The sequence below is a fragment of the Staphylococcus sp. M0911 genome, assembly GCF_003491325.1.
Taxonomy (GTDB): domain Bacteria; phylum Bacillota; class Bacilli; order Staphylococcales; family Staphylococcaceae; genus Staphylococcus; species Staphylococcus warneri_A.
Genome location: NZ_CP022881.1, coordinates 1277342 through 1291309 on the forward strand (window position 1 = coordinate 1277342; position 13968 = coordinate 1291309).

The following is a 13968-nucleotide window of genomic DNA, read 5'->3' on the forward strand; positions in this document are numbered from 1 at the left end:
TCATAATACATAAACATTAATCTAGGCTAACCTAACTATTTTTTGGACTTGATTTTACCAGTCCATTTTTTATAGCCGCCTTTAAGCATATAAAGATCTGTATAGCCATTTTTTCTTAACATACGAGCAGCACGATAACTTGCAATACCATTTGCATCACAAAGATAAATGGGTTGGTCTTTTCTTAGACCTTGGAATCTTTGTTTAAACATAGTAATTGGAATATTTCGTGCGCCATTGATGTGACCATAATCATAGTCAACTTTTTCTCTAACATCAACCACTTGTGCTTTACGTAAGCCTTTGTGAAAATCATTTTGGTCTAATTCTGTGACAGCTCGTTTATTAAGAATTTGTTGAACGACCATATAACCAATTATTATAACTAATATAATAATTGCAATATACAAAGAGATACTCATGTTGCATCCTCCCTAATTTACCGATATTATAATTATAAGACTGTTAGAACAAATTATCAAAATATTTTTATGATATCACAGATGTTTTAATAATTTATTCAAAATTAATAAGCAAAATAGCAAATTTTGTTACTAAGCATACATTAATGGGGGATTTTAATCATGACAGAAACATGGAACTTTATTAATACTGGTAGTCACGATCCATATTATAATATGGCAATGGATGAAGCATTACTTAATTTCGTATCTAGAGGTGAAATTGATCCTGTCATTCGTTTCTACACTTGGGACCCAGCGACATTATCAATTGGCTACTTTCAACGATTAACTAAAGAAATTGATATCGAAAAAGTGAAGGAAAAGGGCTATGGACTAGTAAGACGTCAAACTGGTGGTAGAGGCGTATTACATGATAAAGAGTTGACTTATAGTGTTATAGTACCTGAATCACATCCTAAAATGCCATCGACGATTACAGAAGCTTATAGAGTTATTTCACAAGGGTTATTGGAAGGATTCAAAAACTTAGGTTTCGATACTTATTTTGCTGTTCCTCGTTCGAAAGAAGAAAGAGAGAAGTTAAAGCAACCACGTAGTTCTGTATGTTTTGATGCACCAAGTTGGTATGAACTTGTTGTCGAAGGCCGTAAAATAGCAGGTAGTGCTCAAACACGTCAAAAAGGGGTCATTCTTCAACATGGTTCTATTTTACAAGATATAGATATCGATGAACTATTTGATTTGTTCATTTTCAAGCATGATCGCTTAAAAGCTAAAATGAAAGAAGCATTTGTAGACAAAGCAGTAGCTATCAATGACATTTCAGAACAACATATTACTTTGAATGAGATGGAAAAAGCTTTCGAAGATGGATTCAAAAAGGGATTACAGATTGAATTTAAACCATTAACTTTAACTGATGCACAGTTAGAAGAAGTCAAAGCATTGGAAGAAAAATTCCGTTCAGATGACTGGACTTATAGAAAATGATATTTAATTAAAACAAAAAGCAGTAGTCATTCATATCAATTTGATAAAGATGACTACTGCTTTATTTTAATTTGATTATTATTTACGTTTACGATACTTACGTTGTGCTCTTTTATATTTACGCTGTTCTTCTGTTAGGAAGAAGAAATAATATATAAGATATATGATTAATACTAAAATTGCAAAGCTAATCAACATTCTAACGATTGAAAATAGAAACACATCTAAATTCATAATTAAACCAAATGCTGCAATAGCTAACACAATATAAAACCAAATATTTTTCATTGAAATTCACCTAATTCTAATTTGCATCTGTTTGTATAGTAGATAATTTTTGCTGTCCTTTATCAATTTTCTTTTTATCTTTTTCTTGATATCCTGTCTCAATTTTATCAAAGGCAGCAGTAATATCTTTATTTAAACTGCTAATATTTTTTTTAGTTTGTTTATCTTCACTAGTCATCGAATCTTCATCGATATCAGAATTATACGTATTATATGCATCATCTAAATCAGAAGTTATCGTCGATAATTTCTTTTGGATAGATTGACTACCTTTATTTTTAGTTACATCAGGTTTAATGTCATTATACTTATCAACTGCACTTGCTACTTTGTCATAATACGTAGAACTCGCCTTTAAATTTTTCTCTTTTTTCTTATTATCTGCTGTTTGTTTGCCATTCTCTTTATCTTTTTGTAATCCTGCAATCGTCGACTTTTGATTACTAATGTCTTGATTTAATTGTTGAATGTCTAATTTTAATTGATGATTGTCATCTCTTAGTTTTGTAGTTTTATCTTCGAGTGGTGCAAGATTTTGACTACCACAACCAGCTAATAAACAAGATGCGCCAATCACGATTATATATCTCTTCATGATTATCTCCCTAAACTAAAAACTATTATATTATTTATTGATTATGCTATCATTTTAATGTATTCATATAAAATGTACAAACGTTAAACAAGATTCGGAGGGGATTCTATGAACAAATTAGAACAAGTACACCAACTTTTACAACAAAAAAAGCTAGACGCAGTTGTTATTCTTTCAGATTTTAATAGAAGATATTTATCTGAATTCACAGGTACAAGTGGTGCTTTAATTATTACTCCAAACCATCAATATTTAATTACAGACTTTAGATACATCGAACAAGCAAAAGAACAAGCTTCAGAGTTTGAGATTATAAATAGAAAATCTGATTTAATATCTGAAATAAAATCAATATTAAAAGAAGAGGGCTTAAGTAACGTAGGATTTGAAGGTCATAAAGTAAGTTATGATACTTATATAGAATTAAGTAAAGGCATGATCACATTAATCAGTATTTCTGATGCTATTGAAAAAATCAGAGAAGTAAAATCAAATACAGAAATTGAAATAATCAAAAAAGCAGCTCAAATTGTTGATGAAACCTATGATTATATTTTATCAATTGTGAAAGCAGGTATGACTGAACGCGAAGTAAAAGCCGAACTAGAAAGTAAAATGTTACATTTAGGTGCAGATGGACCATCTTTTGATACAATAGTAGCATCTGGTCATCGAGGCGCTTTACCACACGGTGTTGCAAGTGATAAAATTATTGAGCAAGGTGATATGGTTACATTAGATTTTGGTGCATACTATAAAGGTTATTGTTCAGATATCACAAGAACTTTTGCAATAGGTGAACCAAATCCTAAAATGAAAGAAATTTATGATATAGTATTAAAAGCACAACAAAAAGCGCTCAATGAAATCAAACCGGGTATGACAGTAAAAGAAGCTGATGCACTTTCCCGAGATTTTATTGAAGCACATGGATATGGTGAGGAATTTGGCCATTCATTAGGTCATGGTATTGGTTTAGACATACACGAAGGTCCATTACTATCTAAAAATGCATCTGGTCAACTTCGAGTAAATAATTGCGTCACTATTGAACCAGGTATATATGTTGATGGTTTAGGTGGCGTTCGAATTGAAGATGATATCTTGATGACAGAAAATGGTTGTGAAGTCTTTACTAAATGCACAAAAGACCTTATTATTTTAAAATAAGCGTGTATATTGAGGAGGAAACTGAATGATTTCAGTAAATGATTTTAAAACAGGTTTAACAATTTCTGTAGATAATGGCATTTGGAAAGTAATTGATTTCCAACATGTAAAACCAGGTAAAGGATCTGCTTTCGTACGTTCAAAACTACGTAACTTAAGAACGGGTGCTATCCAAGAAAAAACATTTAGAGCTGGTGAAAAAGTAGAACAAGCAATGATTGAAAATCGTCGCATGCAATACTTATACGCTGATGGTGATAATCATGTATTCATGGATAATGAAACATTTGACCAAACAGAATTACCAGGCGACTACTTAAAAGATGAATTAAATTACTTAAAAGCCAACATGGAAGTACAAATTCAATCATATGATGGAGAAGTAATTGGATTAGAATTACCAAAAACAGTAGAATTACAAGTAACTGAAACTGAGCCAGGTATCAAAGGTGATACTGCAACAGGCGCTACTAAATCAGCTACTGTTGAAACAGGTTACACACTTAATGTACCTTTATTTGTAAACGAAGGTGACATTCTTGTTATCAACACTAGTGATGGAAGTTACATTTCTAGAGGTTAATTTAGAAAAAATAATTTAACAATAAATACATAACTTACGACAACGTTAGTTATGTATTTTTTTATGCAAAGAATTTGAGAAGTATCTAGTCAATCATTATATTGTGCACTTGATTTTTCGTATTTTATAATATAAAATTGTATAAAAATACGAAAAGAGGTTTAAGTATGCGCATAAGTATTGTAGGAATCACTGGATATTCCGGGCTAGAGCTACTACGCCTTATACATCATCATCCTCATATTGAGGTATCATCTATACATGCCACTCAATCAGTTGGTAAATCAATTTCAGAATTATATCCACATTTAAAAGGTATATGCGATTTGATTGTACAACCATTTGATGCAGATGAAATTATGAAACATAGCGACCTAGTTGTATTCGCAACGCCAAGCGGCATTGCTAGTCAATTATCATCAAAATTTGTTAATTCAAATTTTCCAGTTGTCGATATTTCAGGTGATCATAGATTACCTTCAGATGAATATAAATTATGGTACAAAAAAGAACCTGTTAATAACGATATTCAAAAACAGTTCACCTATTGTTTGCCAGAATTTACTACATCTTCGAACCATCGATTTATTTCAAACCCAGGATGTTGTGCAACTGCAGTTGAACTGGCACTTATTCCTTTGTTACAAAACAAATTAATCCAACTAGACTCAATTATCATTGATGCTAAAAGTGGCTTGTCAGGTGCTGGAAAAAATCCTACAACAGCTAGTCACTTTGTAAATATAAATAACAATTATTTAACTTATAAATTAAACGAACATCAACATATTCCTGAAATTATACAAATGTTAAAACACTACGATCACAATTTACAGAATATTCAATTTTCTACTTCTTTAATACCTGTAAATAGAGGCATTGTAGCAACAATTTACTGTAAACTGAAAAGTTCAACTTTTGCTCAACAGATTACCGAAACATATGAGTTAATTTATAAGAATAAACCTTTTATACGTATACTAAGAACCATGCCACAATTAAATGAAGTTGTTGGAACAAATTATGTGAATATTGGATTTAAATATAATGATAAAACAAATATTTTAACGGTTATGGTAGTACTAGATAATTTAATCAAGGGCGCTTCTGGACAAGCACTACAAAATATCAATCTTATGTTTGGTTTTGATGAAACCGAAGGACTTTGCAGTGTACCTCCATTAGTGTAGTGAGGAGTATAAAATGAAAGAAATTACAGGAAATATTGCAAGCCCAAAAGGTTTCACTGCAGATGGAATACATGTAGGAATTAAAAAAAGAAAATTAGATCTAGGATGGATTGTGTCAGAATGCCCATCAAGCGTTGCTTATGTTCAAACTACTAATAAAGTCAAAGCAGCACCTTTAATTTTAAATAAAAGAACAATACAAACTACTGGAAAAATTCAAGCCGTGATTGCCAACTCAGGCATAGCCAATGCTTGTACAGGACAGAAGGGTATGGAAGATGCCATTTCAATGCAACAACAAGTATCAGAAACGCTAGGTATCAATCAAGATTTCATTTGTGTTGCTTCTACAGGAATTATTGGTCAACGTTTACCAATGTCTAAAATTAAAAAAGGTATTCAACAGTTAAACAAAGATGGTAATGCGAATTATTTTGCAAAAGCAATCTTAACTACTAATTTAAATACAAAAACATGTGTCGTAACTGAAAAATTTGGCCAGACAACTGTAACCATGGCAGGTGTTGCCAAAGGTTCAGGTATGATACATCCTAATATGGCTACAATGCTAGCTTTTATTACATGTGATGCTAATATTTCTACGGAAACTTTACAAGAAGCACTAAAAACTAACATTGATAAAACATTTAATCAAATTACTATCGATGGGGATACATCTACTAATGATTTAGTACTAGTTTTATCAAATGGTGTAGCTAATAATAAAGAAATTTTACCAAACACTAAAGAATTCAAAACATTTTGCAATATGTTAGAACATGTTATGCGTTCACTAGCGATACAAATTGCCAAAGATGGAGAAGGCGCTACAAAATTAATTGAAGTGACAGTAGATAAAATGCCAAATGAAAAATCTGCAAGAATGATAGCCAAGACAGTTGTTGGTTCAAATTTAGTAAAATCAGCCATATATGGAGAAGATCCTAATTGGGGACGTATATTCGCAGCTATTGGTTTTACCCAATCTAACTTTGATATTAATAACGTTGATATCTTAATAGAAGACATCCCCGTCATGATTGGCTCAACACCAATCACTTTTGATGCTGAAACTATGCGCAATAAATTAAAAAATAAAGACATTCATATCAACATTAATATGCATCAAGGTAATAAATCAGGTACTGCATGGGGTTGTGATTTAACTTATGATTACGTAAAAATTAATGCATTATATACAACATAGAGGTAACAAAATGAATCAAATTATTGTAATTAAAATGGGCGGTATAGCCATAAAGCATTTAAGTAAAAACACTATAATGCAGATAAAGAATTGGATTAAACAAAATGATCAAATTATTATCGTTCATGGTGGCGGTAATGTTATTGAATCACTATTGATGAAAGCGAATCACCCTACAGTTAAAAAAGATGGATTGAGAGTAACTGCTAAGGAAGATTTACCAATTATTAAAGATGCCTTGTTTAATCATGTCGGTCAAAAATTAACAAGTGATTTAAAAGCAGCGAATTTAAATGTGAAGCAATTAAGAGAAGATCAATTATCAATCATTCAAGCGGATTATTTGAACTATCAACACTATGGCTCTGTAGGTAAAAATATACAAGTAAACGTAAATGCAATTCAAAATTATTTAATTCAAAATATGATTCCTGTTATAAGTTCTATCGGTACACATCAAGATGGTGAATTAATTAATATCAATGCCGACCATTTAGCAACAGCAATTGCTATCGCTATGAAAGCACGTAAATTAATATTAATGACTGATGTTAAAGGTGTGATAGAACATGGAACTTTGATAAAAAGATTAAATATTAACCACGTGCAATCTAAAATCGACAACCATATTATTACTGGTGGTATGATACCTAAAATTAATAGTGCCGTATCAACAGTTAAGTCCGGCGTTCAAGAAGTTATTATTGGAGATAATTTATTAACAGGAACAATCATAGAAGGGAACATCAAATGAGTTACTTATTTCAAAATTACAAAAGAGCAAATGTCGAATTCGTTAAAGCGGAATTAAATGAGTTATTGGATACAAACGGTAATAAATATCTCGATTTTTCTTCGGGCATCGGTGTAACAAATTTAGGTTTTCATCCATACGTTAAAGAACAATTAGAGAAACAGGTTGCTCAAATTTGGCATACTCCCAATTTATATTTAAATACGCTACAAGAAGATGTGGCTCAATTATTAGTACGTCAATATGACTATTGTGTATATTTCTGTAATAGCGGTGCTGAAGCAAATGAGGCGGCTATTAAATTAGCACGTAAATATACGGGCAAACAATCAATTATATGTTTTGACTAATCATTTCATGGCAGAACATATGGTGCAATGTCTGCTACAGGTCAAGGAAAAATAAAAGCAGGCTTTGGAGATGTAGTTCCTCACTTTAGTTATGCAAAATTTAATGACATCAATAGTGTGAAATCACTAATTACTAAAGATACAGCAGCTATCATGCTTGAACTTATTCAAGGAGAATCTGGCATTCACGTCGCTAAATCATCCTTTATCAAACAATTAAGTCAACTGTGTCATGCACATGACATTTTATTAATCGTTGATGAAGTTCAAACTGGCATTGGAAGAACAGGTAAATGTTTCGCTTTCGAACATTATGATATTGAGCCGGATATTGTCACTTCTGCAAAAGGTCTTGCTAATGGCGTTCCTGTAGGCGCTATGTTAGGTAAGAGACGTCTATCGCATGTCTTTGATTATGGTAGTCATGGGTCTACATTTGGCGGAAACAAACTTGCAATGACAGCTGCAAAAGCCACATTAGAAATTATCAATAAAGCTCATTTTTTAAATCATGTTTCAAAAAAATCAGAAGAGTTATTCTTCAAATTAAATAATGCATTAGTAGACAATCCTCATATCATTGACATACGTGGTAAAGGATTAATGATCGGTATTGAAACTGATTTAGACTTATCGCAACTTGTAGTCAAAGCACGTGAACGTGGTTTAATTATTTTAACTGCCGGTCAAAATGTCATACGATTATTGCCACCACTAACCATTAGTTCACAAGAAATTAATCGTGCTATAAGGGTATTGAGAGACATATTTAACGAATCATAATTTAACTCTAACGTGATGATATGATGTACTATCATGTCATCACGTTTATTATTTTAAATTAGTTATTTAGACTATTACGCCATGACTTAGTTTATCTCCTGATACTATGATTTTAAGCCAACAAGTCCATTTCAAAATATAGGATATCTTATCATGCTTGAATTGAAAGGTTGTCTCAAGTAAAATAGACGGGTAGATGAAAACAAACTGAAGGAGTCAGTAATAATTATGAACTTTAAAGAAATAAAAGAATTAATAGAGATTCTTGATCAATCAAACTTAACAGAAATTAACATTGAAGATAATAAAGGTAGCGTTGTTAACTTAAAAAAAGAAAAAGAAACTGAAATTATTACACCACAAGTGGCACAACAACCGGCACCATCTATTGCTCAACCTCAAGTTGCTCAATCTGCACCACAAGTCAGTGATAATGCGCAAGCACAAGAAGAAGTGGCAGACAATTATGAAACAATTAATGCACCAATGGTTGGTACATTTTACAAATCACCATCACCAGAAGAAGGTGCTTACGTACAAGTTGGAGATAAAGTCTCAAATGACACAACTGTTTGTATTTTAGAAGCAATGAAACTATTTAATGAAATCCAAGCAGAAATCTCAGGTGAAATTGTTGAAATATTAGTAGAAGACGGACAAATGGTAGAGTATGGCCAACCGTTATTTAAGGTGAAATAATGAAAAAAGTACTTATCGCAAATCGTGGTGAAATCGCAGTTAGAATCATAAGAGCTTGCCACGAGCTAGGTATTCAAACAGTTGCTATTTATTCAGAAGGAGACAAAGACGCCTTACATACTCAAATTGCTGATGAAGCATATTGCGTTGGTCCAACTCTGTCTAAAGATTCATATTTAAATATCCCTAATATCTTATCAATTGCTACATCAACAGGATGCGATGGTGTCCACCCAGGTTACGGTTTCTTAGCTGAAAATGGTGACTTTGCTGAATTATGTGAAGCATGCCAATTAAAATTTATCGGACCTAGCCATGAATCTATTCAAAAAATGGGTATTAAAGATGTCGCTAAAGCGGAAATGATCAAAGCCAATGTTCCTGTTGTTCCAGGTAGTGAAGGTTTAGTTCATAATATTGACGATGCGAAAAAGGTCGCTAAAAAAATTGGTTACCCTGTCATTATTAAAGCCACTGCTGGTGGTGGGGGTAAAGGTATACGTGTAGCTCGAGATGAGAAAGAACTTGAAACGGGGTACCGAATGACACAACAAGAAGCGGAAACTGCATTTGGTAATGGTGGATTATATTTAGAAAAATTCATTGAAAATTTCCGTCATATCGAAATTCAAATCATCGGTGACAGTTATGGCAATGTGATTCATTTAGGTGAACGTGACTGTACAATTCAAAGACGTATGCAAAAATTAGTAGAAGAAGCACCTTCACCAATTTTATCTGAAGAAACACGTCAAGAAATGGGTAATGCAGCAATTAGAGCTGCTAAAGCTGTAAACTATGAAAATGCTGGAACAATAGAATTTATTTATGATTTAAATGATGATCAGTTCTACTTCATGGAAATGAATACCCGCATTCAAGTTGAGCATCCTGTTACTGAAATGGTTACAGGTGTAGACTTAGTCAAATTACAATTAAAAGTCGCAATGGGTGAGGCATTACCATTTAAACAAAAAGATATCAAAATTAACGGACATGCGATTGAATTTAGAATTAACGCCGAGAATCCATACAAAGATTTCATGCCATCTCCTGGTAAAATCACTCAATATTTAGCACCAGGTGGATTCGGAGTCAGAATTGAATCTGCATGTTATACTAATTATACAATTCCGCCATATTATGATTCGATGGTTGCTAAACTTATCGTGCATGAGTCGACAAGAGATGAAGCAATCATGACAGGTATCAGAGCGTTAAGTGAATATTTAGTTTTAGGAATAGATACTACGATTCCATTCCATTTAAAATTATTAACAAATGATATCTTCAGAAGTGGTGAATTTAATACTAAATTCTTAGAAAAATATAATATTATGGCTGATGACAACCAATAGGAGGTTAAAACAATGGTCAATGTTGCGGATTATTCTCACACAAATTTAGGCAAAATCGAAATTGCTCCAGAAGTTTTATCTGTTATTGCTAGTATTGCTACCTCAGAAGTAGATGGCATTACAGGACATTTTGCAGAATTAAAAAATACTAACTTAGAAAAAATTAGTCGTAAAAATTTAAATAGAGATTTAAAAATTGAAGCTCGAGAAGATGGTATTTATATCGATGTTTATTGTGCTTTAAAACACGGCATTAATATTTCTAAAACAGCGAATCAAATTCAATCTGCTATTTTCAATCAAATTTCTACAATGGCAGCAATTGAACCAAAGCAAATTAATGTTCACATTACCCAAATTGTAGTAGAAAAATAAATAATAAATTAAGTTAGGTACTAATTTAGAGATATCATCATTAAAAGCACATCTCAATAGTACCTAATCTTTTATAAAAACGTTTGAAGGAGTTATTTATGAGTCGTAAAGAATCAAGAGTCCAAGCTTTTCAAACTTTATTTCAATTAGAAATTAAAGACACTGATTTAACTATCAAAGAAGCAATTAACTTTATTAAAGATGACTATCCAGATTTAGACTTTGATTTCATTAATTGGTTAGTGACTGGTGTTAAAGATCACGAACCTGTATTAGATGAAAAAATCAAACCATATCTCAAAGATTGGTCACTCGAAAGATTATTAAAAACAGACCGTATCATCTTACGCATGGCAACTTTTGAAATATTGCACAGTGATACACCATCTAAAGTAGTCATAAACGAAGCCGTTGAGTTAGCTAAACAATTTAGCGATGATGATCATTATAAATTCATCAATGGCGTACTGAGTAACATAAACTAATAAAATTGAGTGATATATATGACTGATTACTTAACAGTTTCCACATTAACTAAATATATTAAATATAAATTTGATCAAGATCCACATTTACAGTCCGTTCTTATAAAAGGAGAATTATCTAACTTTAAAAAACATTCAAGTGGTCATTTATACTTTAATGTAAAAGATAAAGAAAGTGTAATTAGTGCAATGATGTTTAAAGGTAGTGCTTCTAAACTCAACTTCGAACCTAAAGAGGGGGATGAAGTACTATTAGAGGCACGTGTATCTGTATATGAGCGCAGAGGAAACTATCAAATATATGTAAATAAGATGCAACTCGATGGTATAGGTAATCTCTATCAAAAATTGGAAGAATTAAAGAAAAAGCTTTCAAAAGAAGGTTATTTTGATAATAGTAATAAAAAAACTATACCTCGTTTTCCAAAAAAAATTGCTGTCCTTACTGCTAGTACAGGTGCAGCAATCAGAGATATACATTCAACAATTAATAGTCGCTATCCCCTTGTTGAACAAATACAAATTAGTACATTGGTGCAAGGACAACAAGCCAAAGCTGACATTATAGAAAAGATTAAATATGCAGATCAATTAGATGTAGATACCATTATTGTTGGACGCGGTGGAGGATCAATTGAAGATTTATGGAACTTTAATGAAGAAGAAGTTGTTAAAGCCATTTTCGAATGTCAAACGCCAATTATATCAGCAGTTGGTCACGAAACCGATTTTACATTAAGTGATTTTGTGGCTGACGTAAGAGCAGCTACACCAACGCAAGCAGCAGTGATGGCAACGCCAGATCAATATGAATTATTACAGCAAATTAAGCAATATCAATTCACATTAACTAGACATATCAAGCAATATGTGGAACAACATAAAAAGCATCTTGAACATCTATCTTCGTATTACAAATTTAAGCAACCATCTCTATTATATGATCAGCAAATTCAAAAAAGAGATGATCTTGAAAAGCAATTAAATCAAAAGTTGACTAGTAAGTTAGAACAGCAACAACATCAATTAAGTATTTTGAAACAAAGATTTAATCCAAAGCATCTCGAATCTTCTATTATTAGAAATCAACAACAGAATGGCCAACTTAAATCACGCCTAACTCAAAAGATAAATAACGATTTATCACAATACAAAAATGCACTAAAATCAAAAATTGAACAACTGAATCAATTAAGCCCAACCAATACAATGTTACGTGGATACGCAATTGTAAACAAAGAAGATAACGTTGTCACAAGTACAAAAGACATGTCGGAAAATGATGAAATTGTTTTAACTATGAAAGATGGTCAAATCGATGCCATTGTTAAGAAAGTAAGGTGTAATGATGAGTAAAGAAAAACAAAGCTTTGAAGAAATGATGCAAGAGCTTGAGAGCATTGTACAAAAATTAGATAATGAAACCGTATCATTAGAAGAATCTCTAGATTTATATCAACGAGGAATGAAATTATCTACAGCATGCGATTCAACATTAAAAGATGCCGAGAAAAAGGTAAATAAATTAATGCAAGAAGAAGCTGAGGAACAGGATAATGATGAAACTACAAATGAATGATTTAATTAATGAAATTAATGACGCTCTTAAGAAATCAATACCAGAGTCTACGCTAAATACAAATTTAGAAGAAAGTATGCTTTATTCTCTTAATGCAGGTGGAAAAAGAATTAGACCTGTATTATTGCTACTTACTTTAGATATGTTAAATGAAGATTATCGTCAAGGCATGCAAAGCGCCTTGGCCTTAGAAATGATTCATACATATTCACTTATACATGATGATCTTCCAGCCATGGATAACGATGATTATCGCAGAGGCAAGCTAACTAACCACAAAGTATATGGTGAATGGAAAGCCATTTTAGCTGGTGATGCACTTTTAACTAAAGCCTTTGAACTCGTGTCTTACGATTCAGCTTTATGTGATGCTAAAAAGGTTAAAGTCTTACAAAGATTAGCATATGCTAGCGGACATCTGGGTATGGTTGGTGGACAAACACTAGATATGCAGAGTGAAGATAAAAAGATAGATATTTCAACGTTAGAATCTATTCATAGAACAAAAACAGGTGCATTACTTACTTTTGCAATTATGAGTGCAGTTGACATTGCCGACACTGATGAACATACATCTTCAATGTTAAATGAATTTAGTGACCATCTTGGATTAATGTTCCAAATTAAAGACGATTTATTAGATATATATGGTGACGAACAAAAGCTTGGTAAAAAAGTGGGTAGTGATTTAGAGAATGATAAAAGTACTTATGTCTCTATATTGAATAAAGACGGTGCGGAGAATAAATTAAATTATCATCGTAATGAAGCACTCAAATGTTTAGATAACATAAGTGATCAATATGAAACTACAAATTTAAGAGACATTGTAGATTTATTCTATCATCGTGATCATTAATTTTATTTATTTTACAATATTACTCATATGATAGAGGTTAACAGAAATTACATTCAATTTTTGTTAACCTCGTTTTATGTTCAAAATTAAATTCTAAGCTGTTATACAATAAATATTCATCAATATCATTAAAATGCATATAAAGTACGATTAATTTATTTGTAATATATTATTCATAGAAAACTATATTAGCAGTTATTCAACGTACTTTATATCCTTATTCAAAAGGGTGATGAGTAGTAGTAACTAAATGCATATGTTAAAATAACTGTATAAAT

16 protein-coding genes and 1 pseudogene are annotated in these 13968 nt (G+C 31.8%); 14 read left to right on the forward strand and 3 right to left on the reverse strand.

All coding sequences use genetic code 11. From position 1 onward, the window contains the following. Positions 1 to 35 precede the first annotated feature (35 nt). Complete coding sequence (locus ssp1_RS06320; protein WP_002451898.1) at positions 36 to 422, reverse strand: rhodanese-like domain-containing protein; 387 nt, start codon at positions 420 to 422, stop codon at positions 36 to 38. A 162-nt stretch (positions 423 to 584) separates the two neighbouring features. Here ssp1_RS06320 and ssp1_RS06325 point away from each other — a divergent pair, with 162 nt between their 5' ends. Beyond that, positions 585 to 1415, forward strand: coding sequence for a lipoate--protein ligase family protein (locus ssp1_RS06325; protein ID WP_002451899.1), 831 nt, complete (start codon positions 585 to 587; stop codon positions 1413 to 1415). Positions 1416 to 1493: 78 nt separating this feature from the next. Here the strand turns inward: ssp1_RS06325 and ssp1_RS06330 are convergent, their stop codons facing one another. Beyond that, on the reverse strand, positions 1494 to 1703 hold the full coding sequence (locus tag ssp1_RS06330; protein ID WP_002451900.1) for an SA1362 family protein: 210 nt from the start codon (positions 1701 to 1703) through the stop codon (positions 1494 to 1496). 16 nt (positions 1704 to 1719) lie between these two features. Then, positions 1720 to 2298, reverse strand: a complete 579-nt coding sequence (locus ssp1_RS06335; protein ID WP_002451901.1) for a hypothetical protein — start codon at positions 2296 to 2298, stop codon at positions 1720 to 1722. 108 nt (positions 2299 to 2406) lie between these two features. Between ssp1_RS06335 and ssp1_RS06340 the strand changes: the two genes are divergently transcribed. The 13 genes and pseudogenes from ssp1_RS06340 (at position 2407) to ssp1_RS06400 (ending at position 13690) form a co-directional block, all read left to right on the forward strand. Next, a complete protein-coding gene (locus ssp1_RS06340; RefSeq protein WP_049425444.1) occupies positions 2407 to 3468 on the forward strand; it encodes a M24 family metallopeptidase in 1062 nt (353 codons plus the stop codon). A 25-nt stretch (positions 3469 to 3493) separates the two neighbouring features. Beyond that, complete coding sequence (gene efp / locus ssp1_RS06345; RefSeq protein ID WP_002451903.1) at positions 3494 to 4051, forward strand: elongation factor P; 558 nt, start codon at positions 3494 to 3496, stop codon at positions 4049 to 4051. A 167-nt stretch (positions 4052 to 4218) separates the two neighbouring features. Next, entirely contained in the window at positions 4219 to 5241 is a 1023-nt protein-coding gene (gene argC / locus ssp1_RS06350; RefSeq protein WP_075777822.1) for an N-acetyl-gamma-glutamyl-phosphate reductase, read from the forward strand. Between the two features lie 13 nt (positions 5242 to 5254). Continuing rightward, positions 5255 to 6448, forward strand: a complete 1194-nt coding sequence (argJ, locus tag ssp1_RS06355) for a bifunctional ornithine acetyltransferase/N-acetylglutamate synthase (RefSeq protein ID WP_075777823.1) — start codon at positions 5255 to 5257, stop codon at positions 6446 to 6448. 10 nt (positions 6449 to 6458) lie between these two features. Beyond that, on the forward strand, positions 6459 to 7202 hold the full coding sequence (gene argB / locus ssp1_RS06360) for an acetylglutamate kinase (protein WP_002451906.1): 744 nt from the start codon (positions 6459 to 6461) through the stop codon (positions 7200 to 7202). Further along, positions 7199 to 8335, forward strand: a pseudogene (locus ssp1_RS06365) (acetylornithine transaminase). Before argB ends, ssp1_RS06365 begins: the two are co-directional and overlap by 4 nt. A gap of 228 nt (positions 8336 to 8563) precedes the next feature. Then, the gene (gene accB / locus ssp1_RS06370; protein WP_002451908.1) at positions 8564 to 9034 is read left to right on the forward strand and encodes an acetyl-CoA carboxylase biotin carboxyl carrier protein; all 471 of its coding nucleotides are present in this window, start codon (positions 8564 to 8566) and stop codon (positions 9032 to 9034) included. Beyond that, positions 9034 to 10392 (forward strand): acetyl-CoA carboxylase biotin carboxylase subunit, encoded by a 1359-nt coding sequence (gene accC / locus ssp1_RS06375; protein WP_002451909.1) that lies wholly within the window; start codon positions 9034 to 9036, stop codon positions 10390 to 10392. The genes accB and accC overlap by 1 nt, the downstream gene beginning before the upstream one ends. A gap of 12 nt (positions 10393 to 10404) precedes the next feature. Continuing rightward, on the forward strand, positions 10405 to 10767 hold the full coding sequence (locus tag ssp1_RS06380) for an Asp23/Gls24 family envelope stress response protein (protein ID WP_002451910.1): 363 nt from the start codon (positions 10405 to 10407) through the stop codon (positions 10765 to 10767). A 98-nt stretch (positions 10768 to 10865) separates the two neighbouring features. After that, on the forward strand, positions 10866 to 11252 hold the full coding sequence (gene nusB, locus ssp1_RS06385) for a transcription antitermination factor NusB (protein ID WP_002451911.1): 387 nt from the start codon (positions 10866 to 10868) through the stop codon (positions 11250 to 11252). Between the two features lie 18 nt (positions 11253 to 11270). Then, complete coding sequence (xseA, locus tag ssp1_RS06390; protein WP_002451912.1) at positions 11271 to 12608, forward strand: exodeoxyribonuclease VII large subunit; 1338 nt, start codon at positions 11271 to 11273, stop codon at positions 12606 to 12608. Continuing rightward, positions 12601 to 12831 (forward strand): exodeoxyribonuclease VII small subunit, encoded by a 231-nt coding sequence (locus tag ssp1_RS06395; protein WP_002451913.1) that lies wholly within the window; start codon positions 12601 to 12603, stop codon positions 12829 to 12831. Before xseA ends, ssp1_RS06395 begins: the two co-directional genes overlap by 8 nt. Then, positions 12809 to 13690 carry a polyprenyl synthetase family protein gene (locus ssp1_RS06400; RefSeq protein WP_075777827.1) on the forward strand — a complete coding sequence of 294 codons (882 nt, stop codon included), beginning with the start codon at positions 12809 to 12811 and terminating at the stop codon, positions 13688 to 13690. Before ssp1_RS06395 ends, ssp1_RS06400 begins: the two co-directional genes overlap by 23 nt. The last annotated feature ends 278 nt before the right edge of the window (positions 13691 to 13968 follow it).